This window comes from Streptomyces sp. R11 (assembly GCF_041051905.1).
Classification (GTDB): Bacteria; Actinomycetota; Actinomycetes; order Streptomycetales; family Streptomycetaceae; genus Streptomyces.
This window is the reverse complement of record NZ_CP163432.1, coordinates 5,552,250-5,578,629: the sequence shown is the minus strand read 5'-3', so window position 1 is coordinate 5,578,629 and position 26,380 is coordinate 5,552,250. Positions and strand designations below refer to the sequence as shown.

Annotated in this window: 19 protein-coding genes and 1 riboswitch; of the genes, 9 read left to right on the top strand and 10 right to left on the bottom strand. The window is 71.1% G+C overall.

Translation table 11 applies throughout. From position 1 onward, the window contains the following. Positions 1-161: 161 nt before the first annotated feature. The 4 genes from AB5J55_RS25940 to AB5J55_RS25925 all read right to left on the bottom strand — a co-directional run bounded on the left by AB5J55_RS25940 (position 162) and on the right by AB5J55_RS25925 (position 7,148). Positions 162-857 carry a hypothetical protein gene (locus AB5J55_RS25940; RefSeq protein WP_369272936.1) on the bottom strand — a complete coding sequence of 232 codons (696 nt, stop codon included), beginning with the start codon at positions 855-857 and terminating at the stop codon, positions 162-164. 960 nt (positions 858-1,817) lie between these two features. Then, the gene (locus tag AB5J55_RS25935) at positions 1,818-2,978 is read right to left on the bottom strand and encodes a VWA domain-containing protein (RefSeq protein ID WP_369276293.1); all 1,161 of its coding nucleotides are present in this window, start codon (positions 2,976-2,978) and stop codon (positions 1,818-1,820) included. 151 nt (positions 2,979-3,129) lie between these two features. Next, the gene (locus AB5J55_RS25930; RefSeq protein WP_369272935.1) at positions 3,130-5,724 is read right to left on the bottom strand and encodes a DUF5682 family protein; all 2,595 of its coding nucleotides are present in this window, start codon (positions 5,722-5,724) and stop codon (positions 3,130-3,132) included. 293 nt (positions 5,725-6,017) lie between these two features. Further along, positions 6,018-7,148, bottom strand: a complete 1,131-nt coding sequence (locus AB5J55_RS25925) for an AAA family ATPase (protein ID WP_369272934.1) — start codon at positions 7,146-7,148, stop codon at positions 6,018-6,020. A 166-nt stretch (positions 7,149-7,314) separates the two neighbouring features. Between AB5J55_RS25925 and AB5J55_RS25920 the strand changes: the two genes are divergently transcribed. Beyond that, positions 7,315-8,673: an SWIM zinc finger family protein gene (locus AB5J55_RS25920; protein ID WP_369272933.1), complete on the top strand. Its 1,359-nt coding sequence runs from the start codon at positions 7,315-7,317 to the stop codon at positions 8,671-8,673. A gap of 105 nt (positions 8,674-8,778) precedes the next feature. Further along, positions 8,779-10,425, top strand: a complete 1,647-nt coding sequence (locus AB5J55_RS25915; protein ID WP_369272932.1) for a DUF5691 domain-containing protein — start codon at positions 8,779-8,781, stop codon at positions 10,423-10,425. Between the two features lie 86 nt (positions 10,426-10,511). Here AB5J55_RS25915 and AB5J55_RS25910 read toward each other — a convergent pair whose 3' ends face one another. Further along, positions 10,512-10,928 carry a cobalamin B12-binding domain-containing protein gene (locus AB5J55_RS25910; RefSeq protein WP_369276292.1) on the bottom strand — a complete coding sequence of 139 codons (417 nt, stop codon included), beginning with the start codon at positions 10,926-10,928 and terminating at the stop codon, positions 10,512-10,514. Positions 10,929-11,575: 647 nt separating this feature from the next. Here AB5J55_RS25910 and AB5J55_RS25905 point away from each other — a divergent pair. Both AB5J55_RS25905 and AB5J55_RS25900 read left to right on the top strand, forming a co-directional pair. Further along, positions 11,576-12,436 (top strand): esterase/lipase family protein, encoded by an 861-nt coding sequence (locus AB5J55_RS25905; protein WP_369272931.1) that lies wholly within the window; start codon positions 11,576-11,578, stop codon positions 12,434-12,436. 291 nt (positions 12,437-12,727) lie between these two features. Then, positions 12,728-14,197 carry a M23 family metallopeptidase gene (locus AB5J55_RS25900; protein WP_369272930.1) on the top strand — a complete coding sequence of 490 codons (1,470 nt, stop codon included), beginning with the start codon at positions 12,728-12,730 and terminating at the stop codon, positions 14,195-14,197. A 95-nt stretch (positions 14,198-14,292) separates the two neighbouring features. Here the strand turns inward: AB5J55_RS25900 and pcrA are convergent, their stop codons facing one another. Beyond that, entirely contained in the window at positions 14,293-16,779 is a 2,487-nt protein-coding gene (gene pcrA / locus AB5J55_RS25895) for a DNA helicase PcrA (RefSeq protein ID WP_369272929.1), read from the bottom strand. Between the two features lie 365 nt (positions 16,780-17,144). Then, positions 17,145-17,313, top strand: a riboswitch (cyclic di-AMP (ydaO/yuaA leader). Positions 17,314-17,321: 8 nt separating this feature from the next. Here pcrA and AB5J55_RS25890 point away from each other — a divergent pair. Continuing rightward, positions 17,322-18,488, top strand: coding sequence for an NlpC/P60 family protein (locus tag AB5J55_RS25890; protein WP_369272928.1), 1,167 nt, complete (start codon positions 17,322-17,324; stop codon positions 18,486-18,488). Positions 18,489-18,865: 377 nt separating this feature from the next. Then, positions 18,866-19,852 carry a tellurite resistance/C4-dicarboxylate transporter family protein gene (locus AB5J55_RS25885; RefSeq protein ID WP_369272927.1) on the top strand — a complete coding sequence of 329 codons (987 nt, stop codon included), beginning with the start codon at positions 18,866-18,868 and terminating at the stop codon, positions 19,850-19,852. Here the strand turns inward: AB5J55_RS25885 and AB5J55_RS25880 are convergent. Then, a complete protein-coding gene (locus tag AB5J55_RS25880; protein WP_369272926.1) occupies positions 19,830-20,183 on the bottom strand; it encodes a hypothetical protein in 354 nt (117 codons plus the stop codon). The two genes, AB5J55_RS25885 and AB5J55_RS25880, sit on opposite strands and share 23 nt — an antisense overlap. Before the next feature lie 454 nt (positions 20,184-20,637). Here AB5J55_RS25880 and AB5J55_RS25875 point away from each other — a divergent pair, with 454 nt between their 5' ends. Next, on the top strand, positions 20,638-21,708 hold the full coding sequence (locus AB5J55_RS25875) for an NlpC/P60 family protein (protein ID WP_369272925.1): 1,071 nt from the start codon (positions 20,638-20,640) through the stop codon (positions 21,706-21,708). 27 nt (positions 21,709-21,735) lie between these two features. On the opposite strand, the gene AB5J55_RS25870 is transcribed toward AB5J55_RS25875, so the two are convergent. Both AB5J55_RS25870 and AB5J55_RS25865 read right to left on the bottom strand, forming a co-directional pair. Continuing rightward, a complete protein-coding gene (locus AB5J55_RS25870; protein WP_369272924.1) occupies positions 21,736-22,455 on the bottom strand; it encodes a LuxR C-terminal-related transcriptional regulator in 720 nt (239 codons plus the stop codon). Further along, positions 22,452-23,741 (bottom strand): PspC domain-containing protein, encoded by a 1,290-nt coding sequence (locus AB5J55_RS25865; RefSeq protein WP_369272923.1) that lies wholly within the window; start codon positions 23,739-23,741, stop codon positions 22,452-22,454. The genes AB5J55_RS25870 and AB5J55_RS25865 overlap by 4 nt, the downstream gene beginning before the upstream one ends. A 178-nt stretch (positions 23,742-23,919) precedes the next feature. Between AB5J55_RS25865 and AB5J55_RS25860 the strand changes: the two genes are divergently transcribed. Next, a complete protein-coding gene (locus tag AB5J55_RS25860) occupies positions 23,920-25,362 on the top strand; it encodes a PspC domain-containing protein (protein WP_369272922.1) in 1,443 nt (480 codons plus the stop codon). Then, a complete protein-coding gene (locus tag AB5J55_RS25855) occupies positions 25,349-25,618 on the top strand; it encodes a hypothetical protein (RefSeq protein WP_369272921.1) in 270 nt (89 codons plus the stop codon). The genes AB5J55_RS25860 and AB5J55_RS25855 overlap by 14 nt, the downstream gene beginning before the upstream one ends. Positions 25,619-25,630: 12 nt before the next feature. Here AB5J55_RS25855 and AB5J55_RS25850 read toward each other — a convergent pair whose 3' ends face one another. Next, positions 25,631-26,161: a DoxX family protein gene (locus AB5J55_RS25850; protein ID WP_369272920.1), complete on the bottom strand. Its 531-nt coding sequence runs from the start codon at positions 26,159-26,161 to the stop codon at positions 25,631-25,633. Positions 26,162-26,380 lie beyond the last annotated feature (219 nt).

The following is a 26,380-nucleotide window of genomic DNA, read 5'->3' as shown; positions in this document are numbered from 1 at the left end:
TGGAGGATCGGAGAGTCGAGGAACTCCGGGACTTCGGACGGTTTGGGGACAGTGCGGCACCGGCTCCGGTCGCCGATCCGGGGAGTTGAGGACCAGCGGTACCGGGCACGGCTCCGGCTCCGGCGGCTTCCGCCAACGGTGGGGAAGGCCGGCCTACTGGCCTAAGCGGGGGAAACCGGAATGTCCCGGTGCCTGTCCTGGATCTCGTCCGCCTCGACGCGGGCGGCAGCGCCGGGCACCAACCGCAGCGGCGCCCGCCCGTTCAACGAGACGACGTGCGCGTCCCCGTGCCGTGACGGGTTGTTGTCCCCCACCGAGCGGTTCCCCGGCACACCACCCGGGTGATCGACCGGCGCCTGAGGAACGGGGGCGTAACGCGAAGGCGCGGTCGTGCGCGCACCACCGGACGTCGAGGCATGGGACGCGGCGACATCAGCGACGAACCGGGGGCCGTACTCGACGCCCACTTCCCTGCCGGTACGCCCCTCGTCCCACTGTCCGTCAACGGCCTCGGGCACGTCGGCGACCGGGTGGGGCGTCTCAGCTCCGGGCGCGGGCAATGTCTGGCCGGGCTGGGCAGGGAGACCGGGGAGGCCCGGGACGTCGGGGAGGCTGGGAAGGCCGGCGCCGGGAAGGTCCGGGACCGGGAATCCGGGGAACTCCAGCCCCGGCCAGCTGGGCCAACTCGGCCACGCCGGCGACTCGGGCGCCGCGGGCAGCGCCGGGAACGCCGGGAGCGCTGCCAGCGGCGGCACCTGCGCCTGCACCTCGGCCAACGCGCCGGTCACCGACTCGACCACGTCCCCGACCGGCGCGACGGCGCGATGACCCACGCCCTGGATGACACGCTCGGTCACTGGGCGGAGGGCCTGGTCCTCGGCGGGGTGCGGGATCGCGGGGGTGGCGTTGCCGTCACCCCCCTGTCCGCGGGGGGCGTGGCCGGAGGGCGGCAGGGCGCCGGGAGCCCGGGCGCCCGGGGCCAGGTCATCGGGAGCCGGTGCGGAGGGAGTCGGAGCATGGGGCGCCGGGACACCAGGAGCGGAGGCTCCGGCAGCCGGAGCATGGGGCGCCGGATCGCTGACAGCCGGGGGCCGCGCAGCTGGGGAGAACGGCGAAGTTGCCGGAGGCCGCGGACTCACCGAGGGCTGCGGACTTGCCGGAGCCGTCGACGATGCCGGGCCGGCCGCAGCACGCGCTCCCGCGTCCGCCAGGCCGCTCACCAACCGCTCGACCGCGCCCCCTGCCGACGTCCCGATTCCCTCACCCTCCAGCGCCGAAGCTGTGGCCCCGACGACGGCGGAGGGTGCCGAGCCCGAGGACGACGAGGTGGCGGCCGTCCCCGCCGGAACCCCGTCGGCCGCATACGCCCGCTCTCCGCAGAGGAGCCCGATCGCGAGCACGCCGCCCACCAGCAGAACCAGCTGCAGCGCACGCCACCCGGCCGCAGTGCGCAGGACACGCAGAGCGGCACCGGGCAACGTGGCCGGCCAAGTCAAGACGGGGAGTCCTCCCGTGCGGCGGAACGAAGTACGCGTGATGAGCAGCGAGTCGATGCGACGCGGTACGGACGAGCGGAGCGCGGCGCACCGCTGAACAGGCGTCCGATACTCGCACGGTCCTCCCGATGTTGCGCAAGCCCTCCGCTACCGATGCACCTCATGTCCCTTTTGCTGGCTCAAGTCAGACGTCACCAGGTCGACAAATCGCCAGCCATTCCGGGCGATTCGACCTTCTCAGCCCCCTCCTCGGCCCCCTCCTCGTGCAGTCCTCGCGCCCCTTCTCTCAGCCTCTCCCCTCGCCCTCTCTTCCCGTCCCCCTCACACCATGTCCGGCACCGGTATCGGTCGCTTCTCGATGGCCGCCGCCATCACCTCCGGGAACAGGTCGGGCGTGCAGGCGAAGGCCGGTGCGCCCAGCGCGGCGAGCGCCGCCGCGTGTTCCCGGTCGTAGGCCGGCGCCCCCTCGTCCGACAGCGCCAGCAGCGCCACGAACTGCACCCCCGAAGCCTTCATCGCGGCGACCCGCTTGAGCATCTCGTCCCGGATACCGCCCTCGTAGAGGTCGCTGATCAGCACGACCACCGTCTCCGCGGGCCGGGTGATCTGCGACTGGCAGTACGCGAGCGCCCGATTGATGTCCGTGCCGCCGCCGAGCTGCGTTCCGAACAGGACGTCAACGGGGTCGTCGAGCTGGTCGGTGAGGTCGACGACGGAGGTGTCGAAGACGACGAGCCGCGTGTTGATGGACCGCATGGACGCCAGCACGGCCCCGAACACTGACGCGTACACCACCGACGCCGCCATCGACCCCGACTGGTCGATGCAGAGAACGACCTCCTTCTTCACGGACTGCGACGCCCGCCCGTACCCGATGAGCCGCTCCGGCACGATCGTCCGGTACTCCGGGAGGTAGTGCTTGAGGTTGGCCGCGATCGTGCGGTTCCAGTCGATGTCGTGGTGGCGCGGCCGGTTGATACGGGCACTGCGGTCCAGAGCGCCGGTGAGGGTGGCCCGCGTGCGGGTGGCGAGCCGCTTCTCCAGGTCCTCGACGACCTTGCGCACGACGGCCCGTGCCGTCTCCTTCGTGGTCTCCGGCATCGCCCTGTTGAGCGAGAGCAGCGTGCCCACGAGGTGCACGTCCGCCTCCACCGCCTCCAGCATCTCCGGCTCCAGCAGCAGCGTGGACAGCCCGAGCCGGTCGATGGCGTCCCGCTGCATGACCTGCACGACGGAGGACGGGAAGTACGTCCGGATGTCCCCGAGCCACCGCGCCACGGACGGCGCCGACGCCCCCAGCCCCGCCGAACGGTCCCTCCCCGCCGACGACTTGTCCCCCTTGCCGTAGAGAGCGGTGAGCGCCCCGTCCATCGCGGCGTCCTTACCGGAGAGCGCGCACCCGGTGCCGTCGGCGTTGTCCCCGCCCAGCACCATCCGCCACCGCCGCAGCCGCTCGCCGGCCGGATCCATCGCCTCGGTCATCATCGGCACGCTCCCTCACGAGGCCGCTCCCACAGCGGCATCACCGGCACGGTCGTGGTCGTTCGCCGCCCCTGCGCCGCGAACCCGTGCGATGGCCCGACAGCGCCCACCGCTCCGGCACGCTCCCTCGGTTCCGTCACTCCGCCAGTCGTCATCCCGTGGCCCCCACCAGCTTGTTCGCTCCGACGTTGCCCTCGGCGTCCTCTTCCGCCCGGTCCAGTCCCAGCAGCAACCGCACCACCGGCACCACGGCATCCGCTCGCTCGACATCGAGCTCGGCGCCGAAGCCGGGTATGCCGGAGCCGCCGGCCTCCCTGCTGCCCCGCTCCCCCGGCCCTCGCCGGACCAGCTCACCCAAGGTCCGCCGCACGCCGGCCTCATACGCCGAGAACGTCCGCCTCAGCAGCGGCAGTACGTCCGTGAACGCCTCCGCCGACACCCCCGTCAGCCACGTATCGACCAGCCCGAGCAGCCGCTCGTCGTGGACCAGCAACATCCCGCCGCCGGACCCACCGCCCACGAACCCCTCGATCCACGCAGCCGCGTCCCCCGGCGGTGTCCCCGGCGACAACGCGAGGCCCATCAGCCGCGCCGCTTCCTCCTGTGCCAACTCCCCGTCATCCAGGAGCAGCCGCACGGCACGCCCCCTGATGACGCCGGGCACGGTGTCCCGCACCGACAGCACCCGAAGCACGCCGTGCCAACGGTTGCGCAGATCGCCGTGTCCGAGCGCGCCCGAGTCGCCCGGAGCAGTGCCGGGCCCCTCCGCGACGCCCTCGCCCCGCGCCGACGCCACCGCATCGCCCAGCAACCCCACCGCTCCATGCACCGCGTCAACATGGCGCCGCATCTCCTCGGCGGCATCCGCGTCCAGCGCGGCACACGCCGGGGGCAGGCCGACGAAAATGCGCTCGGCGAGCCCCGCGGCGACCTCTGCGAGCGCCCTGGTGTCCGTGCCCCGCACATCGCCGTACCGCAACGACCGCACCAGCGCCGGCAACGCCTGGGCGAGATGGCCCACGTCGGCGTCGAGAGCCGCCCGGTCGGCCAGGATCCGCATCACCACAGGCAGCGCGTCCGGCAGTTCGGCCAGCAGGCAGCGCTCGGCGAGTGCGGTGACGTCGGCGAGCCCCTGCGCGGCGACTGCGTCCGCCTCCGCCTTGGCCGTGGCCGCGGCGAACACCGTGGTCCCCCACACCCCGGCCTCGGCGATCCGCACGGACAGCTCGGGCTCCCATCGCAGCCGCCACGTCTCCCGGAATGTCCCCGTGCTCCCCCGCGACGCGACCGGCTCACCCCACTCCACGCCGAGCAGCCGCAGCCGGTGGAGCAGCCTGCTGCGCTCGGCGTCGTTCTCCTTGCGCAGGTCGAGCTCCAACTCCCGCTCCAACGCCTCCGGTTTGAGCCGCAGTCGCCGCTGGATCCGGTCGAGGTCCCGCTGCAACGGCACCGTCGGCGCCGACCGCGGCACCTCCCCCAGCACATCCCCCACGATCAGCCGATCACGCACCAACGCGAGCGGCACGTCCGAGCCCTCGCACATCACGGCCCGCACCGCGTCGGTCATCTCGCCCAGCCCCGGCAACGGGCGTCCGCGCATCGCCGCCAGCGTCTCCGCCAGCCGCACGGCCTCGATGACGTGCGCCGAGGACACGATTTGGTCCTCGTCCCGCAGCAGCCCGGCCACCTTGGTCATCCACCGCTCGACCGGCCGGTCCGGCGCGCCGAAAAGGTGCCCGTACCACCCCGGCGAGTCGATCCCCGCCCCGTACCCACTGGCCCTGGCCAACCGCCGGTTCGTCCACGGCACCCAGGTCATATCGGCCTTGACCTTGGGCAGCCCCTTCAGCAGCGCCTTGTCGGCGGCCACGGTGCTCTTCCGCCGCAACGCGGGCACGTGCCACGCCCCGCACACCACGGCGACATCGTCCCCGAACTCCCGCTGCGCGGCGCGCACTTGGAGCCGCATATACGCCTCCCGCACGAGATCCCGCTCATGGCCCCCGCTCCCGTACGCCTCGCGCAACGCCCCCATGGCCTCCTCGAGCCCGAGAAACGGCGCGAACGCATCCCCGTCTCCCACCCCCCGGTGCTCGACGACGTCCTCCCACCAGCGCTCGGGATCGTCGTAACCAGCGGCATCGGCCAGCACGGCGAGGGGGTCGACCCGGACATCGGCACCGGGGCCGGAGCCAGGGCCAGGTCCGTCGGCGCGGGAGGCAGGGTCGACGGCCGGAGCGGCGCCGCTCCCGTCGGCCTGCTCCTCGTCGGGCTCATCGGCCCCGTTGCCGGCCGGCGCCGGCCCCGCGTCCTCGTCGGCCGACACCGGCCCACCGTCCTTGCCGGCGTGCGTCGGCCCCCCGTCCTCATCGAGACGTGCCGACTCCTCATCTCTCCCCCACGCCAACGTGTGCGCAGCCGGCAAATCGATGAAGCGGGCCGGCACCTCGTGCTCCAAGGCCCAGCGGATCGCGACCCACTCCGGGGAGAACTCGGCCATCGGCCAGAAGGCCGAGCGGCCGGGCTCGTCCACGGCGTGGGCGAGGAGGGCGACCGGCGGTCGCATGTCCTCGTCACCGGCGAGCGCGATCAGGGCATCGGCCTCCGGCGGCCCCTCGATCAGCACGACCCGAGGCTGCGCCGCGTCCAACGCCGCCCGCACCGTCCGCGCCGACCCGGGCCCGTGGTGCCGCACGCCGAGCAGCAGCGGCCCGACAGCCCGCCCCTCGCCACCGGACCTGTCCACGCCAGTCACACCGTCCCCCTCGGTCCCCAACTGTCCGACACCGCCGCCCGCACCGCCGCGCCCGCCGACCGCCCGTCCGCGCTCAGCTCCCGACGCATCCCGTCATCTCTCACAGCACCATCCCCGTCTCCTGCACAGCCGCCGGACGACGCCGACGACCGCACCCTCCCCGCCCCACCCGTCGGACCACCGCCTGGCGCCACCCCGACCATCCCCGTCCCCCTAATCCGCCGCCACGGACCCGCCGGACTTCGACCCGCCGCTCGGTCGACCCCACCCAAGGTCGTCCTCGTTCACACGCTCACCTCCCGGCACGCCCGGTAGAAGTCCGTCCAGCCGTCCCGCTCTCGCACGACCGCCTCCAGGTACTCCTGCCAGACCACCCGGTCGGCCGCCGGGTCGCGGACCACGGCGCCGAGGATGCCCGCGGCGACATCGCCGGAGCGCAGCACTCCGTCACCGAAGTGGGCGGCCAGGGCGAGACCGTTGGTGACGACGGAGATCGCCTCGGCCGTGGACAGCGTGCCGCTCGGCGACTTCAGCTTCGTGCGGCCGTCGGCGGTCACCCCGTCGCGCAGCTCGCGGAAAACGGTCACGACACGGCGGATCTCGTCGATGCCGTCGGGCGCGGCCGGCAGGTCGAGCGAGCGGCCGATCTGGTCGACGCGGCGGGAGACGATGTCCACCTCGGCCTCGACGCTCTCCGGCAGCGGCAGCACGACCGTGTTGAAGCGGCGGCGCAGAGCGCTGGACAGGTCGTTGACCCCGCGGTCGCGGTCGTTGGCCGTGGCGATCAGGTTGAATCCGCGGACCGCCTGCACCTCCTGCCCCAACTCCGGTATCGGCAGTGTCTTCTCCGACAGGATCGTGATCAGTGTGTCCTGCACGTCCGCCGGAATACGGGTCAGCTCCTCGACGCGCGCGGTCATACCCTCCGCCATCGCCCGCATGACGGGGCTGGGCACGAGGGCGTCACGGCTCGGTCCGTGGGCGAGCAGCTGCGCGTAGTTCCAGCCGTAGCGGATCGCCTCCTCCGGCGTGCCCGCCGTGCCCTGCACCAGCAGCGTCGAGTCGCCGCTGACAGCCGCGGCGAGGTGCTCGGAAACCCACGTCTTCGCGGTGCCGGGCACGCCGAGCAGGAGCAGGGCGCGGTCCGTGGCGAGCGTGGTGACGGCGACCTCGACGATGCGGCGCGGACCCACGTACTTCGGCGTGATCACCGTGCCGTCCGGCAGCGTGCCGCCGAGCAGATAGGTGGCAACCGCCCACGGCGACAGTTTCCAGCGGGTCGGGCGCGGGCGATCGTCCTGCTCGGCCAGCGCGGCGAGTTCATGGGCGAAGGCGTTCTCGGCGTGCGGTCGCAACACCTCGGCCGCTTCCGTCTCCGCCGCCTCCACGGATTTCGGTTCTACGGAAACAGACATGGCAAAGTCCCCCTCCAGCTCGGCCGGTTCAGCCGTTTCGGATCTGGCATCCACGTTGCACCACGCCACTGACAACGCGTTCCGACCTGCACAAACGCGCCCGCAGCGGCACTCGCGGATCGTCCGCCCCGGCCGATTGTCAGTGGTGGGATCTACCTTCGATGGCATGACTCAGCAGGGGGTGCGCTGGACCGCGGACCAGGTGCTGGCACTGGCACCTGACGCCGCATCACGCAAAGCGGGAAGCAAACTCGGCGCGGCAGGGCCGTGGTCCGAGGCGGGGAGTTCCGACGAGGGGACGGTGTGGGGGCTGTGCAAGGGCAGTGGCAGCAAGCCGTATCAGACGGTCATCGACATCGCGGACGCATCCGGGCCCGCGTACAAGTGCAGTTGTCCGAGCCGGAAGTTCCCGTGCAAGCACGCGCTCGGGCTGCTGCTGCTCTGGGCGGGCGGAGCAGGCGCGGTGCCGCCGGCGCAACGGCCGCCGGACTGGGCGGAGGAATGGATAAAGGGGAGAAGGCAGCGCGCGGACGAGAAGCGGACGGCGGGCGCCTCCGGTTCCTCGACGGCGTCGGCTGATCCGGAGGCGGCGCGGCGTCGCGCGGAGCGCCGGGCCATGCGCGTCACGGCGGGGGCCACGGAGCTGGAGCAGCGCCTGGCGGACCTGCTGCGCGGCGGCCTGGCCGGCGCGGAACAGGCGGGGTACGGGATGTGGGAGGAGACAGCTGCCCGCATGGTCGACGCGCAGGCTCCCGGACTGGCCGCGCGGGTAAGGGAACTGGGTGCGATCCCGGCGTCAGGCCCCGGCTGGCCGGTGCGTCTGCTGGAGGACTGCGCGCTGCTCCACCTCCTCGATCAGGGCTGGCTGCGCCGAGAGCGACTGCCCGGCGCCCTGGGGGACACGGTCCGCTCCCGCATCGGCCTGCCCGCCTCGGCGGACGGCCCGCCCATCCGTGACCGCTGGCTGGTCCTCGCCCAGTACGACACGGCGGACACGAAGCTGACGACGCGCCGGATATGGCTGCACGGCTCCGAGTCGGGCCGCACCGCACTGCTCCTCTCCTATGGCGCCGCCGGCCGCGCCCCGGAGCTGGCGCTGCCGGTGGGGCTGGCCCTGGAGGCGGAGGTGTCGGCGTACCCGGGTGCCGGGCAGCTGCGGGCGGCCCTGGGCGAGCAGTTCGCACCGCCCGCTCCCGCGACGCTACGGCCGCCGGGTGTGACGACGACCGAGGCGACCGCCCGTTACGGCGAGGCGCTCCGTGACGACCCGTGGCTGGACGCCGTCCCGGTGACCTTGGACCGGGTCGTACCGACCCCGGACGGCGATGCGTGGCAACTGGCCGATGCCGACACGGACTCGGCCCTGCCACTGACGCCGGCCGCCCGTGCCCGTCCGGGCTTTTGGCGCCTGGTCGCGCTGTCGGGCGGCGCGCCGGTCAAGGTGTTCGGCGAGTGCGGCCACCGCGGCTTCACCCCGCTGACGGCTTGGTCGGAGGGGCAGGGAGAGGCGGTGCAGCTGTGCTGAGCGGCACCGGATCCGCCCCACCCCCCTGCCCCAAGGGCTCCCGGCCCCAAGGCCCCTGTCATCACTCCACGGCACTCAGCACGAAGGCAGAGAGGTACGACCCTGATGAACAGCCCCTCGGTTCCCGTGGACTCGCCGCCGAGCGCCTGGGAGGAACTGGTCACCGCGGCGCTCCTCGGCACGGACCGGCGTACGCCTCCCGGCTGCGCACCGGGCCAGGAAGCACCGCTGGCACTGCTCGACACGGCGGCCGTGGAGACCGTACGACGGCGTGCGGGGATGCGGCCGACCCTGGCAGCGCAGCGGCCGCGGCCGGCTCCCGAGGACCCTCGCCCCGCACTGCCCTCGGCGGCCGCCCGCAGGCTGGGGATGCTGCTGACCGACCGTCCCGGCGTCGGCGGCGGCCGCAGAGGCACGGCGCCGGACCTCATGGAGCTGCTGCCCCAGTGGCTCGCGACGGCGAACGACCGCGGTTTCGCGCCGCCCCCGCAGTTGCTGCCCGCGCTGCTGGACGCGGCGCGGGGCCGGACGGACCTGCGCCCGGCGGCGCTGACGTTCGCCGGCCCGCGGGCGGTGTGGCTCGCCCGGCTTAACCCGGACTGGCGGTTCGCCCTGCGCGCGACCCCGGGCGGCGGCGCGGCGCTCCCGCACCTGGACAACCCCGCCGAAGTCCAGCAGCTCTGGCAGGAAGGACTGTTCGCCGAACGGGTGGCCCTGCTCTCCGCGATACGGTCGGGTGAGCCCGCTGCCGCCCGCGAGCTGCTGGCCACGACGTGGGCGACGGAGCGAGCCGAGGACCGGCTGATGTTCCTGGACTCGCTGCGCAGTGGTCTGGGCCCGCAGGACGAGCCGTTCCTGGAGCAGGCGCTGGCCGACCGGAGCCGCAATGTCAGGGCGACGGCGGCGGAGTTGCTGTCGGCGCTGCCGGGTTCGGCACTCGCGGCGCGGATGGCGGTTCGGGCCGGGACGTGTGTGGCCCTCGATCACACCGGCGAGACCCCGACGATCACCGTGGAGGCGCCGCACGAGTGCGACGCGGGTATGGAACGCGACGGTGTCGTGGCCAAGGCTCCGGCGGGCCGGGGTGAACGGTCGTGGTGGTTCGGCCAGTTGGTGGAGGCGACGCCGCTCGGCACGTGGCCTGGGCGGCTCGGCGGACGTACGCCTCGGGAGATCGTGGCGTTGCCGGTGGCGGACGACTGGCAGGGCGAGCTGCACGCGGCGTGGTGCCGGGCGGCGGTGCGCCAGCGGGACGGCGAGTGGGCAAGGGCACTCCTCGGGTCGCCCTCGGCCCCCGAAGCCGGCGGTCCGGGTGCGGTGTCCCTCGCAGAGCGCGCGAAGCTGCTCGGCACGCTGGGTTCCGCCGAACGGGCCGAATGGGTCGGCGGGTTCATTGCGACGCACGGCCTGTCCGAGGCGTTTCAGCTGCTGGGAGTCTGCGCCGTGCCCTGGGCCGAGCCGCTCGGGCGGGCGGTGGTCGACGCGCTCAACATCGCGCGGGACGCGGGGAGTTATCCATGGAGCTTCAGCGGAGTGATGGGCCTGGCCGAGCGCTGCCTCGACCCGACCGAGGCGGGCCGCCTCGACGGCCTGCTGGCGGTGCCGGACGAGCCGGAGGACGCGTCACCGGGGGCGGGAAGTTACTGGGCGGAGGCGTTCCAGCGGCTGGTCACGACGTTGCGGTTGCGGGCGGCCATGATCGAGGAGCTGATGCCGTCCGGCCCGTCCGGATCCAGCCCGTCCGGCGCTTGAGGACGAGGCCGTTCAGGCCGACGGGTGGTCTGGGGGCGGAGCCCCCAGCCAACGGCCAACCCGGCGAACCCGCGCAGAGCAGCGCCCTACGCTCCAGCCGGCTGCCTTACGTTCGCCCGCACCCAGTCCACGATCGCCTGAGTCGTCGCCCCCGGCGTGAAGATCTCCGCGACACCCTTCTCCTTCAGCGGGGCGATGTCCGCCTCGGGGATGATCCCGCCGCCGAAGATCAGGATGTCGTCCGCATCGCGCTCCTTGAGGAGTTCGATCACGGCGGCGAACAGGGTGTTGTGGGCGCCGGAGAGGATGGACAGACCGATCGCGTCGGCGTCCTCCTGGATCGCGGTGTCGACGATCTGCTCGGGAGTCTGGTGGAGCCCGGTGTAGATGACCTCCATACCGGCGTCGCGCAGCGCCCGCGCGATCACCTTGGCCCCTCGATCATGGCCGTCGAGCCCAGGCTTGGCCACCACCACGCGGATCGGACCGGCTGCCACACCCATCACTGCCTCCATGAAGCGACTACATCCATCCGTACCGACAAGCACCGCTCATGTATGAGTTATGCCGCACTCGCCGCACATGTCATACATGGTGCGCGTATCGCACTTTTCCGCCGCTCACAGCGCCGGACGCACCCTCGCGGCACGGACGTCCCGGGCCACACTGCCCGAGCAAGTAAACGAACGTTATCTCCAGCATCCCGCAACCGGCAGTTTCGCGGAGCAGAGCGAGGGGGAAATCACACGGTGGGACACGTTCGCCGCGCACCGTTCCATATCTCTGCGGCACACGCGCCGCAGCGGTCTGCGGTACACGCGTCGCAGCGGGACCAAGCGCAACGGGAGCCGCAACGAGGTCGCCGCACCACCGCGCCGCAGGCCGCGCGACGTGGCGGTGCGGCGCATCGACGCTGGCACGAAGGGCACGTAGGGCAGGTAAGGCACGACAGCGGGGAGCCTCGTCGCCACACCGGCAGGGAGCCCCGTCAGGTCATCGGTGCACCATGGCCGACCCGACCGACCCACTTCTCGCGCCTCGCTCACCCCACGCGCCTTCCTCATGCCTCGCCGGCCACCTCCACCGCGACTCCCCATGAGGGCACACGGGGGCCGGAGCCGTCCTCCCGCGTGCCGCAAGGAGGTCGGCCATGAAGGTCACCGGGGCAGTACTCCCCTTTCTCCCGCTCTGCCGACGCCTGCTCCCGAGCAGACTCGCCGGCCTCTCCCTGGCCCTGCTGAAGGCGACCGCCCTCGAGCTCGCGATCCTCGCCGGACACGTGCTGCTGTACCCGTCCGGCATCGCACAGGAGCGCCGCCCCACGCCGCAGCTCCCCGCGCAGGACACCGCCCAGCTGCCGACGGAGACCAATCCCCCCGTCGTCCTGCTGCACGGCTTCATCGACAACCGCTCCGTCTTCGTCCTGCTGCGCCGCAGCCTGGCCCAGCACGGCAGGCACCAGGTCGAGTCGCTCAACTACTCCCCGCTGACCTGCGACATCCGCACCGCCGCCGAGCTGCTCGGCCGGCACATAGAGCAGATCTGCGAGCGCACCGGCAGCAGGCAGGTGGACGTCGTCGGGCACAGCCTCGGCGGGCTGATAGCGCGCTACTACGTGCAGTGCCTCGGCGGCGACCTCAGGGTCCGCACCCTCGTCACACTCGGCACGCCGCACTCCGGCACCCGTGTCGTTCCGCTGGCGAACGCGCACCCGATCGTGCGTCAGATGCGCCCCGGCTCACCGGTCCTCGATGAGCTGGCCCGGCCCGCGCCCGGCTGCCGTACCCACTTCGTGAGTTTCTGGAGCGACCTCGATCACTTGATGGACCCGCTGGAGACGGCCTGTATCGACCATCCGGACCTGATGGCGCAGAACGTCCGCGTCACCGGCATCGGACACCTCGCCCTGCCCGTGCACCCCGCCGTGGCGATCGGGATCCGGCAGGCCCTCGACACCGCACGAACCGGAGCCGAGGCCACCGCCCAGACCGGCGGCCTGACAGTGGCGTAACCATCCCGCACCATCCCGCCGCCCCCGCCCGACAGCCACCCGACGACCTGATCGCACTCGCCACACGACTTCAGGACAGCTGACCAAACGTCGAACAATCTTCGAACACAAGGCCAAACTCCCGCCCGCAGTCCGCCAAAACACGGCCGAATGCCCGTTTCCTGCGCGCGCGAAACCTGCCGAAGATTGTCGTGCCCGCATACCGCCGGGTACAGTCGCCGCACTGCTCTGGCAGCCCCTGTTGTCGAGGCGAGAGAGAAGTTGGTGAACGATCGTCACCCGTCGGGGACCATGACCTCCCCGACTTCGGCTTCCGATGCCGCCTCGGCGCACTACGCGTCGTACGGCGCCCAGGAAGCCCATTACGGTGACTCCACCACGTACGGCACCTACGACGCCACCGGATTCGGCGCCACCGGACACGCCACCACGACCTTCGACGCGGACCCCCTGTTCGGCAGCCTTCCCGGCGAGAGCACGGGCGCGTACGACACCACGCAGTGGGCCACGGGCAGCCACCACACCGTGAACTACGACGCCTACGCGGCCCAGCACCACGCCGCCTACGACACCGGCGCGTACGACACCACCGCCTGGACGACCGAACACGAGCGGCTCGCCTTCGTCCCCCAGCAGGCCAACGGCCACGACGCCTCGGGGCAGTGGGACGCGAACGCCTGGCTCCAGCCCGACCAGTCCGGCGCCCCGGCCGACCAGACCCAGCACTGGGAATGGGGCACCCAGGCCTACGACACGGGCGCGTACGACGCCACGCAGTGGAACTCCGACGGCGGCATCGACACCAGCTCGCAGGCGATCGACGAGTACGAGCACTCAGCAGAATCCTTCGATCAGCAGGCGACCGCGCACTTCGAACATCTGGACCCGACGGCGTACGACGCCTCCGCCGAGGGCGACGCCGAGTTGACCGCCACCGGCGAACTCCCCGCCGTGACGCCCCTCCTGGACGACCAGGAGGAGACCGCTCCGGCCCCCTCCCCGCGCGCCGCCTCCCGCAGCGGGGCTCGCTCCCGCCGCCGCACGCCCCCCAAGCGCTCCGCGCTGCTGACGGTCGCTGTGCCCTCGGCGTGCGTGATGGGTGTCGCGGGAATCGCCGCCGCCTCCGTCGGCAGCCTCACCGACGACAAGGAAGCATCCTCCACGCTGGCCTCGGACGCCGAGGCCGTGAAGCCGTCCACGGCGAACAACAAGCTGGACACCCAGCTCGAGAGCCTCTCCGCCGGCGCTGACGACTTCGCCGACCGGGCCAGCCGTACGCAGGAGCGCATCGACCTCAAGGCCCAGCAGGCGGCCGAGAAGAAGAAGGCCGCCGAGGAGGCGGCCCGCAAGGAGCGGCTGCGCCCGAAGTTCGCGGTTCCGGTCGCACAGCACGGCCTCAGTGCCTATTTCGGCCAGTCCGGCATCAACTGGATGTCCATCCACAGCGGCATCGACTTCCCCGTCTCGTACGGCACGACGGTGATGGCCGCGACCGACGGCACGGTCCGCACGCAGTGGAACAGCGCCTACGGCAACATGATGATCGTGACCGCCATGGACGGCACGGAGACCTGGTACTGCCACCTCTCCAGCTACCGCGTCGCCTCCGGTACGACGGTGAAGGCCGGCGACCCGATCGCATACTCCGGCAACTCCGGCAACTCGACCGGCCCGCACCTGCACTTCGAGGTGCGACCGGGCGGCGGCTCGGCGATAGACCCACTGTCCTGGCTGCGCAGCCACGGCCTCGACCCGTCGTAAGCAGCCCGACCAACACCTTCGGCTACCGCCAACCGCCTTGTGCGCTCAGCGCCCCCGCTCCTCAACACCTCAGCGGGGGCGCACACTTGTCAGCGCTACAGCTTCTCCACCGGCGCATACCGCAGCAGCAACCGCTTCGGCTTGGTGTCCCCGAAGTCGATCGTCGCCTCGGCGTTCCCGCCCGTGCCCTTGACCGCCGTCACGGTGCCGAGCCCGAACTGGTCGTGCGTGACCCGGTCCCCGACCGCCAGCTGGACGACCGGCTTCTCCGAGGTTCGCCGGGTGGCGAATCCGGACGCCCCCGAGGCCGAGGAGCGCGAGCGGGACGAGGACAGCGAGGCCGCCACGCCGGCCGCCGGTCCGGACGACACGGGCGAGGTCGCCCCCGTCCGCTTCCAGTCCACGTGCGCCGCCGGAATCTCCTCCAGGAAGCGGGACGGCGGGTTGTACGAAGGCTGCCCCCACGCACTCCGCATCGACGACCGCGTCAGATACAGCCGCTCACGCGCACGCGTGATACCGACGTACGCGAGCCGCCGCTCCTCCTCCAGCTCCTTGGTCTGGCCGAGGGCGCGCATGTGCGGGAAGACGCCGTCCTCCATGCCGGTGAGGAAGACGACCGGGAACTCTAGGCCCTTGGCCGTGTGCAGGGTCATCAGGGTGATGACGCCGGAGCCGTCCTCGTCCTCGTCCGGGATCTGGTCGGAGTCGGCGACGAGCGCGACCCGCTCCAGGAAGGCCGCGAGCCCACCGGAGGCCTCATCCTCAGCCGACTCCTGCTCGAACTCCAGGGCCACGGCCGCGAGTTCCTGAAGGTTCTCGATACGGGTCTCGTCCTGAGGGTCGGTGGAAGCCTGCAACTCGGCCAGGTAGCCGGTCCGTTCGAGGATCGCTTCCAGGACGGTCGCCGGCCCCACGCCGGACTCGACGATCGTACGGAGGTCCTCCATCAGCGTGTTGAACCGCCTGACGGCGTTCGTCGACCGCGCGGCCATGCCGTACGCCTCGTCGACCCGTCGCAGTGCCTGCGGGAAGCTGATCTTCTCCCGCTGTGCGAGCGCGTCGATCATCGCCTCGGCGCGATCGCCGATGCCCCGCTTGGGGACGTTCAGGATCCGCCGCAGCGGTACGGAGTCCTCGGGGTTGGCCAGCACGCGCAGGTAGGCCAGGACGTCCCGGACTTCCTTGCGCTCGTAGAACCGAACCCCGCCGACGACCTTGTAGGGCAGGCCGACGCGGATGAAGACTTCTTCGAAGACACGGGACTGGGCGTTCGTCCGGTAGAAGACGGCGACGTCACCGGCCTTCGCGTCGCCCGCGTCCGTCAGTCGGTCTATCTCGTCGGCGACGAACTGCGCCTCGTCGTGCTCGGTGTCCGCGACATAGCCGGTGATGCGCGCGCCCGCGCCCGCGTTGGTCCACAGGTTCTTGGGGCGCCGGGACTCGTTGCGCTCGATGACCGCGTTGGCGGCGGTCAGGATCGTCTGGCTGGAGCGGTAGTTCTGCTCCAACAGGATCGTCGTCGCGTCCGGGTAGTCCTCCTCGAACTGGAGGATGTTGCGGATGGTGGCGCCCCGGAAGGCGTAGATCGACTGGTCGGCGTCACCCACCACGCACAGCTCGGCGGGCGGGATGTCGTAGTCGCTCGGCGGCACGTCGACGGGGTGCTCACTGGTACCGACGAGCTCGCGCACCAGGGCGTACTGCGCATGGTTGGTGTCCTGATACTCATCCACCAGCACATGCCGGAACCGCCGACGGTAGTGCTCCGCGACGTCGGGGAAGGCGCGCAGCAGATTGACCGTCGTCATGATCAGGTCGTCGAAGTCGAGGGCGTTGGCCTCCCGCAACCGCGACTGGTACAAGGCGTACGCCTGCGCGAGGGTCTTCTCGAAGCCGTCCGTCGCCTGGGCGGCGAAGTCCTCCTCGTCGATCAGCTCGTTCTTCAGATTGCTGATCTTGGCGCTGAAGGACTTGGGCGGAAACCGCTTGGGGTCGAGATCCAGATCACGACATACCAGCGCCATCAGCCGCTTGCTGTCGGCAGCGTCGTAGATCGAGAACGACGAGGTGAACCCGAGCTTCTTGCTCTCTCTGCGCAGGATGCGCACGCACGCGCTGTGGAAGGTCATCACCCACATCGCGTTCGCGCGCGGGCCGACGAGCTGCTCGACACGCTCCTTCATCTCGCCCGCGGCCTTGTTGGTGAAGGTGATCGCGAGGATCTGACCCGGATGCACATTCCGCTCGGCCAGCAGGTGCGCGATGCGATGGGTGAGCACACGCGTCTTGCCGGACCCGGCACCGGCCACGATGAGCAGCGGGCCACCGGAGTGGACGACGGCCGCACGCTGGTTCTCGTTCAGCCCCTCCAGCAGCGCCGCCGCGTCGAGGGCCGGGCGCGGGGCACCGTCGCGGTAGTAGTCGTCCCGGTCCGGCGGCACGTCGAACTTCCCGCCGAACAGATCGTCCGGAACCGGCTCCGGAGCGTGATCGTCCTCGGGCGGCGGCGGGGGTTCCTCCGCATGGGCCCGCGGGGCCTGGAGGTCCGCCAGGAAGCTGTCGTCAAAGAGGCTGCTCATCGCTCTCCGAGTCTAGGGCTCCCCACTGACAGCCCGCCGCCGCCCTGAGAACATCACCTGTTTCAGGGGCCACCGATCTTCAAACCCCGCACACCCAAACACCCCCCTCACCCTCCAGAACCATCCCATTACGATCCGCAACCCCCTGAACCCAACCGACCCAATTCCACCGACACGTACCCCAATCCCCGAAAGTCCCGCAACCCACCACCAACAGCCCCACATCGACCACGATCCACGGCACACATCGCCAAGGTCACGAAAATGTATCGGGCATATCGAACATCAACCTTCACAGGGGCCACACGAGTTGGCTACCGTGCCGGACAGGCCGTACGACCCCCACCGGCGAACGACGCCGGGCCGCACGGCCTCCGCCGAGTCCGGAGCGCCGCCGTGCACCCGGAGCCGGGGACCCACCGAACTTGGGGTGAATCGGCCCGACTCCCGCCCGGGGAACGGCCGTAGGGCAACCCTTCCGAACCACCCGCCCGAACCCGACAGCTAACTCGGTAGGCGGAGCATGGAAGGAGTCGCCTCCCTTGGCGTCGCACCGCAAGTCGCGTCCCGCTGGTACGCGCGTAGCAGGCATACGGACCCCCGCCCTCGCCACGGCGGCCCTCACCTCCGTCGCCCTGCTGTCCCAGACGGCCAACGCGAGCCCCTCGACGGACGACAAGCCGAGCCTCGAGGAGGTCGAGAAGAAGGTCGACGACCTCTACCGCCAGGCGGAGTCGGCGACCGAGAAGTACAACGCGGCCAAGGAGAAGACCGCGAAGCAGCGCAAGCGCGTCGACACCCTCCTCGACGACGTCGCCCAGCGCACCCAGAAGCTCAACGACGCACGTGAGGAACTCGGCCGCAACGCAGCCGCCCAGTACCGCACGGGAGCCTCGGCCCCCGACACGGCGACCTTCCTCCTGGCGGACACCCCGCAGGACTACTTCGACCAGACCCAGCTGATGGACCGCATGACGGGCCGCCAGAAGGAATCGGTCGACGACTACTTCACCCAGCAGTCCGCGACCATGAAGAAGCGCCAGGAGGCCGCCCAGAGCCTCGAAACGCTCACCAAGTCGCAGAACGACCTGCGGACGGCCAAGTCCACCGTCCAGAAGAAGCTCGCCGACGCACGCGAACTGCTCTCGAAGCTGACGGCGGAGGAGAAGGCGCGCCTCGCCGCGATCGAGAAGCGCAAGGAGGAGGAGGCCGCCCGCAAGGCGGCGGAACTGGCCCGCCAGCAAGAGGCGGCCGAGCGCCGGCGCCAGGAGGCGGCCCAGCAGCAGGAGAGCCAGGACTCCTCGTCCGACTCGTCCTCCTCCGACTCATCCGCGTCGGACTCCTCGTACGCGACCAAGGCCGAGAAGGCCCTGGCCTTCGCCCGCTCCCAGGTGGGCAAGCCGTACGTCTGGGGCGCCACCGGCCCCGACTCCTACGACTGCTCCGGCCTCACCCAGGCCGCCTGGAAGGCCGCAGGCGTCGACATCCCGCGCGTCACCTACGACCAGGTCAACGCCGGCACCACGGTCTCCGTCTCCAGCGCCCAGCCCGGCGACCTCGTCTTCTTCTACGACGACATCACGCACGTGGGCCTCTACATAGGCAACGGCATGATGATCCACGCCCCGAAGCCCGGCGCGTACGTCCGCGAGGAGTCGATCTTCTACGACGGAGAGTCGTCGATCCACAGCGTGGTCCGCCCGGCCTGACGAGCACACACGCGCGCGTGGCGCACCGTCACGCGCGCGTGGTGGCACGGATGAACGCACCCGCACCCGCACCCGCGTACGGCGACAAGGGGACGTGCCCGCGGGGGTCCGCCCGCAGCGGCGTGCGTCAAGAAACGGCCCCTCTCGAGGCACGCCAACCGCCCGACCGAGGACGCCCCCCGGCACGGCCCCGACCCACTACGAACCGCAGGCGCTACCCGCACCCCCACCGGTGAGCAACGGGCCGCCACCCAGGCATCCCCACCCAACCGCCGGAGGCACCCGGCGCTCAACCACTCCACACATGCGCATTTCACCCCACCCATGCGCGTGCCCCCCACCCACCCCGCACCCACCCACTCCCTAGCATCGACCCCATGCCCGCCCCCACGACCACCTCCGCATCCCCCCTTCACACCTGGTGGTCGCAACGTCCCCCCGCAGCCGGCGCAGCCGTCATGGCAACCGGCATCCTGTCGGTCGCCCTCCACCAGGCCGGCTACGAAACCCTGTCCCGAATCGCCCTCGCCCTCGCCTGCGCAGCCTGGCTGGCCCTGGCCGGCGACTTCACCGCAAGGCTCCTCCAGGACCGCGCCAGGTGGCTCAAGGAGGCCGCCACCCCCGCCGCCCTCACCGCCGTCGCCGCCACCACGGTTCTCGGCACCCGCTTCGCCACCCTCGGCTGGCAACCCCTCGCCAAGGCCCTCCTGGCCCTGGCGGCCCTGCTCTGGCCGGGTCTCCTCATCGCCGCAGCACGCCGCTGGCACCCGCGCATGCCCGGCGCGGTCTTCCTCGGCTGCGTGGCCACCCAGGGCCTCGCGGTCCTGGCCGCAGCCCTCGCCGCGACCGAGTCCGAGGCATGGCTCGCCCACACGGCGCTCGTGCTGTTCTGGCTCGGTCTGGTGCTCTACGTCATCGCCCTGACCCGCTTCGACCTGTGGCAGGTGACCGAGGGCGCAGGCGACCACTGGGTCGCGGGCGGCGCTCTCGCCATCTCCGCCCTCGCCGGCTCGAAGCTCCTGTCCGCCGACAGCCCGAGCCTGTACCTCTGGAACGAGGACGACACCCACGTCCTGCGCACAGTCACCATCGCCCTGCTGGTCCTGGACCTGGCCTGGTACGCCGTGCTGCTCCTCGCCGAGATCGGCCGGCCACGGCTGCGCTACGACGTACGCCGCTGGGCAACCGTGTTCCCCATGGGCATGACCGCCGCAGCGACCCTCGCCGTCGCCACCTCATTGGACGTCCCTTGGCTCAAGGCCCCCGGCGAGGCACTGCTGTGGATCGCCGTCGCGGCATGGCTGGCGGTCACCGCAGGCGCAGTACTGAGCTACACCGAGGTCACGTCCACAGAACGGCGATGAAGACGTTCACCATGGTCAGCAGCCCCACCAACCCGAAGAGCCGCTTGTCCACCGTCTCCTCGTCCCGCTTCACATACACCAGCCCGAGGATCACGATCAGCAGCGCCAGCTTCACACCGATCTTGATGTTGTTGACGGACTGATCGTCCGCCTGGTTGAGGCCGACGAGGATCACACCGGTGACCAGCATGGTCAGCGCGCCGTGCAGCATCGCGGGCACGAACCGGGCGGTGCCCTGACCCATCGCCTTCATCTGGGTGAAGAAGCCACCGAGCAACGCGGCGATACCGATGATGTGCAGACCGACGAAGAGGTGGATGAGTACGTCCATGAGGCCGGAGCCTAATCAGCCCCCATCAAGGCACCCACTCCCGCCCCCTCCCCCACCCCGATCTTGCATATATGCGCCCCATAGCACCCCGCCGCCCGCACCCACCCCTCATTCCACCACTTCGGTCAGCACACAGCGTGAACAAGACGCCCCTATCCCGCGATCACGCTCACTTACGGTCACGCACGATCCGCTCCCGGCACTTCCGCACAACGCGTTACCACCGCGACACACACAGGTTTAGCGTCCTCCACCAGGTGACCGGCTCCCCACCGCCGCCCGGGCCAGGGGCGGCAGTCGGACACCACCGCCGAGAAAGGTCCGGCGGCGGCCCGCTCCCCCTGTGTGGGCCGTCGCCGGACGCGTATCCCGCCCGCGGGCATACGTCCGCTCCCCAGGCTGTCGGGGCGGACGTGCGGGGCGAGGCGGTCGTACGAAAGGACGTGCAGTCCACGTGGCAGCGCACCGAAAGCCCCGTCAGCGCTCGGTCGGCGGCAGTGCGGCCCGCACGGCATGGACGATCGCCCTGGCGGGCGCGGCGACGGCGACGGGCTTCGACGGGACCGGACACGCCGAACCGCAGCTGACACCGGCTCAGGTGAAGGCGAAGGTGGACAAGCTGTACCACGAGGCGGAGGTCGCGACCGAGAAGTACAACGGCGCGAAGGAGAAGGCGGACGCTGCCGAGCGGCGGATCAGGACGCTGCAGGACGAAGCCGCCCGCAAGACGGAGAAGCTCAACTCGGCCCGCGAGGCGCTCGGTTCGATGGCCGCGGCGCAGTACCGCGACGGCGGCGTCGACCCGGCCCTCCAGCTCGCGCTCTCCAACGACCCCGACCGCTATCTCGACGGCGCGGAGTTCGCCGAACGTGCCGGCAACCGTCAGGCGGCATCCGTCGCGAGCGTCCGCAGACAACTACGCGAGATCGAGCAGCTGCGCGGGGCAGCGCGCATCGAACTGACCTCGTTGCAGTCCCGCCAGGCAGAACTGCAACGGCACAGAAAAACGATCAACGGCAAGCTGGACGCCGCCCGCACCCTGCTCTCCCAACTGACCGCCGAGGAGCGCGCCCGTCTGCAGAGCGCAAACGGCGGCACCAACCGCGCGGCCCGCTCCTCGACAGACACCCGCGACGCGCTGACGGCCCCCGGCTCAGCCACGGCGCAGGCGCCCAACGCCCGTGCGGCGTCGGCCATTTCGTACGCGTACTCCAAACTCGGCAGCCCCTACGTCTGGGGCGCGACCGGCCCGAACGCCTTCGACTGCTCCGGCCTCACCCAGGCCGCGTACCGCTCGGCGGGCCTCTCCCTCCCGCGCACGACCTACGCCCAGATCGACGCCGGCCGCCGCGTCTCGCGCTCCGAACTGCTCCCGGGCGACCTGGTGTTCTTCTACTCCGGCATCAGCCACGTCGGCCTCTACATCGGCAACGGCCGGATGATCCACGCCCCGAACCCCTCGGCCCCGGTCCGGGTGGCCCCCCTCGACGAGATGCCGTTCGCAGGGGCCACGCGCGTGGTGTGAACCGGCTCGCCGAACCGGAGCCCGGCGTCACACCAGACGCCGCGCCGTGGCCCACCGCGTCAGCTCGTGCCGATTGGACAGCTGAAGCTTCCTCAGGACCGCCGACACATGGGACTCGACCGTCTTGACAGAGATGAACAGCTGCTTGGCGATCTCCTTGTACGCGTACCCCCGAGCAATCAGCCGCAGCACCTCCCGCTCGCGCTGAGTGAGCCGGTCGAGGTCCTCGTCGACCGGCGGCGCGTCCGTCGACGCGAAGGCGTCCAGTACGAACCCGGCAAGGCGCGGCGAGAACACCGCGTCGCCGTCCTGCACCCGGAAGATGGAGTCGACCAGGTCGGTGCCGGTGATCGTCTTCGTCACGTACCCGCGCGCACCGCCCCGGATCACCCCGATCACATCCTCCGCCGCGTCCGAGACGGACAGTGCGAGGAAGCGGACGGGCTGCTCGGCGTCGCCCATCAACGGGGCGCAGCGGCGCAGGACTTCGACCCCGCCCCCGCCCGGGAGGTGCACATCGAGGAGGACGACCTCGGGACGGGTCGCGGTGATGACCGTGACCGCCTGGTCGACGTCCGCGGCCTCTCCGACGACTTCGACGCCGGTCTGCTCGGTCCTGCCGATCTCGGCCTGGACTCCCGTACGGAACATGCGGTGGTCGTCGACGAGGACCACGCGCACGCGTCGCTCGCCCGCGCTCCCGCCGGTCGACTCCACTGGCTCGTTCGCCTCGGTCGGGTCGCTCATGACGTCTTCTCCGCCCTCTCCATCTCCAGCTCGACCTCCGTGCCACCGCCGGGCACCGCCCGCAGCCGGGCCGTACCGCCGTTGCGCTCCATGCGGCCGATGATCGATTCTCTGACGCCCATGCGGTCGGCGGGTATCGCGTCGAGGTCGAAACCCGGACCGCGGTCCCGGACGGACACGAAGACGGTCTTGCCCTCCACCTCGGCGTAGACCTGCACGGCGCCGCCCTCGCCACCGTACTTCGCGGCGTTCACCATAGCCTCGCGCGCGGCCTGCATCTGTGCGGCGATTTTCTCGTCGAGCGGGCAGTCTCCGACGACCACGACCTCTATGGGGACGCCGTGCTTGTCCTCGATCTCGGCGGCGTTGCGCCGGACCGCGTCGGCGAGGTTGGTGGGTTCGTCGGCCTCGTCCTTGCCGGTGCCCTCGGGTTTGTAGAGCCAGGTGCGCAGGTCGCGCTCCTGGGCGCGGGCGAGGCGGCGGACCTCGTTCGCGTTCTCCGCGTTGCGCTGGATCAGGGTCAGGGTGTGCAGCACCGAGTCGTGGACGTGCGCGGCGACCTCGGCGCGCTCCTGGGCGCGGATGCGCATCAGGCGCTCCTCGGAGAGGTCCTGGGTCATCCGGACCAGGTACGGGCCCGCGAGGAGTGTTATGCCGACGAGGACCGCCAGCGCCGCTTGCAGGACCGAGCCGAGGTGGGCGGCGGAGCCCTGCAGGACGAAGATGCCGGAGACGCCGGCCGTGACCAGCACGACGCCGCCCGCGGCGCGCAGCAGGGTCAGGGTGCGCCGACGCCGCCCGACCTCCATCCAGCGGGCCCGGCGGGCGTTGTCCGCTTGGCGCCAGACCAGGGCGACGCCCGCGCCGACGAGCACGGCGGGAAGAAGGTAGGCCTTGGCGCCGCTTCCCAGGTCCACGCTGCCGACGAAGACCATCGCCACCACGACCATGAGGAGCAGGGCGACGATCTGCCCCTTGTCCGGCTTGCGGGCGACGAGTCTGCGGCGGCCGTCGGTCGCGGTCTCGGTGGTGAAGGTGGACGGCTTCTGCGCGTCGACGCCGCCGACGCCGAGCGGCACGAAGAACCAGAACGCGGCATACAGCAATGCACCCAGGCCGTCCGCCATGAACAGGCCGACGAAGACGAGTCGCACCCAGATGACCGGCAGGCCGAGATGCCCGGCGAGCCCCCGCGCCACGCCCCCGAGCCAGCGTCCGTCGCTGCTGCGGTAGAGCTTGCGCGGCGGCCGCGGTTCGACGAGTGGCGCTGCTGCGGCTTCCGGCATGCCATCGATGTTCACACGGTCGGAGCACCGGAGCATCAGGGTCGACCCCCGATACTCCCCTGATCTTCGGCAATCACGGCCTCGAACGCTTCCCCGCGGTTGCCTCAGGGCCGATATCAGGGTCCGACCAGGGTCATTCCGACTCCCGCGACGCCGACCCGCCCGTCACCATGGACACATGACAGATCACCAGGACGCCGCGGACTCCGTGCCCGAGCCGGACGCCGTGCCCACCGCGGGCACCACGTCCGACGCGGCACCCGCGAGCGCCGCGGGTGAGGAAGCTCGCGAGCGCACGGGCGGAGTAGGCGGAGAAGCAGCCCCGTCCGGGGAGGCGGGCGCACTCGACCCGCCGCACAGGTTCCGGCGCGACCGCCGGCACAAGATGCTGGCCGGTGTCTGCGCCGGGCTCGGACGGCAGTGCGACATGGACCCGGTGATCTTCCGGATCACCCTCGCCGTCCTCTCCGCGACCGGCGGCATCGGCCTCATCTTCTACGGCTTCGCCTGGCTCTTCGTCCCGTACGACGACGAGGACGAGAACGAGGTGCGCAAGCTGCTGACCGGCCGCGTCGACGGCCAGGCGCTGACGGCCGTGCTGTTCGCACTGGTCGGCTGCGGCGTCCTGCTGACCCTGCTGAGGAACGGCGGTGTGCTGGCCTTCGCCGTGGTCCTGTCCCTCCTTCTCGCTGGCGCCGGCTACTGGTCGCGGCACCGCAGCACCCCCGACCCCGACCCGCTCGCCGCCCAGGCCGTCGCCGACGCCCCGCCGGAGGCCCAGGCCCCACCGGCCCCCGCCGCCTTGTCCTCCTGGTGGCGCGAGCCCATCGTGAAGGACGGCACGCACGAGGGCGGCACCGGCTATCTCTGGGGCCCCCGCGACTCCCGCGACCGCGACATCGCGGCGGCGGTCAACATCAGCCTCGGCACGACCTGGAGCAGCCGCCAGGACATACGCGCCCGGCTTCCTCAGCAGCCGAAGCAACGCGGCCCCCGCTGGATCGGCGGCTGGGTGTTCCTGCTGGCCCTGCTCGCGGGCGCCCTCGGCACCAGCGCGACCTGGGCGGACCGAGCGCTCGGCACCAGCCTCCAGACCGGCCTGGCCTGCGCACTGCTCGTCCTCGGCCTGGGCATAGCGGTGAGCGCGTTCCTGGGTCGCACGGGAGCGGGCTCCATCTTCCTGGCAATCATCACCGCGGGTCTGCTGGCCGCCTCGGCAGCGCTGCCCAAGGACATCAGCACCCACTGGATAGAGAGAAGCTGGCGCCCGGCGGCCGTGACCGACGTCCGGCAGCAGTACGACCTGGGCACCGGCGTCGGCACGCTCGACCTGACCCGCCTGAACCTCACCGACAACCAGACGGTGACGACGAGAGCGGACGTGGGCGTGGGCCAACTCAAGGTGATCGTCCCCAAGGACGTGACCGTGGAGTTGAGCATCGACGTGGGGGTGGGCGACATCCAGCTGCCGGGTGACGACAAGCAGGACGTGGACGTGGCACCGGGCAAGCACAAGGAGCTGACCCTGACACCGGCAAAGGGCACCAAGGAGGCGGGCACGCTGGACCTCGACCTGAGCGTCGGCGTGGGACAGGCGGAGGTGACCCGTGCTACGTCATGAGTTCCAGCCGGGAAGACTGGTCGCCGGCACCTTCCTGACCCTCGCGGGCATCATCTACGTCGGAGACGCGGGCGACGCATGGGAGACGCCGTGGTTCGTGGTGATCCCCATAGTGATCGGCGGCCTCTGCCTGGCAGCCGCGGTGGCGCTCATGACCCGAGGAATACGCAGACGCCGCAGCACCGCCACTCCGACCAAAGCCCACCCCGCGCCCCCGGACCCGGCCCCGAACTCGAGCCGGGAAGCACCCCACTGAGGACTGCGCGAGCTACCGATAGCCCCCGTCCCGCTGCCGTCGCCGCCTGTGAAGTCCGGCATCCACCGAGAACATGGGGGCGCCCGCCAGTACGAGAGGCAGCCAGGCCATCAGATAGGCCAGGTCATTGCCGTAGTAGTAAGGATCGGATGCCCAGCTCACCGTCAACCACAGACTCAGCGAGATGAGCGCCCCACCGAGCGCCGCCAAACGGGCGAACAGCCCGATCAGCGTGCCGATCCCGACGGCCAGCTCACCGAAGGCAATGGCATAGCCGAACCCGACGGGACTCTCCAGGGCCATGTCGACCATGGCCGGAATCGCCGAGGAGTCCCGAACGGCCCGCATCATGTCGCCGACCGAGCCCGCGCCGGAGTCCTTCATGAAGGCGCTGTCGGTGAGTTTGTCCAGGCCGGCGTAGATGAAGGTGACGCCGAGGAAGACGCGGAGCGGGAGCAGTGCGTAGCGGGTGGCGGTATCCCGCCAGTTCCGGTCGCCGTCGAGGTAAGGGGGGTGCGTGTCCGTATGCATACCGTGAGTCATCGCCCGTAGCCGCCTCTCGCCCGCCGTGCCGTGACCCCTCAAAAAACGATACGTACGCAGTGGCTGCGCCGCTCAACCCGAATTCTGGGACCTGCCCCGCCCGAAGGAAACCCTGCGTCGCCCCCCAGACACCGCTTTCGCCGACCCCGCGGAGTGGCTGGTGGCGTACCCTCGCGGCGCCGCACCGGCGTACGGCGCGAAGGGGACGTGCCGGGGATG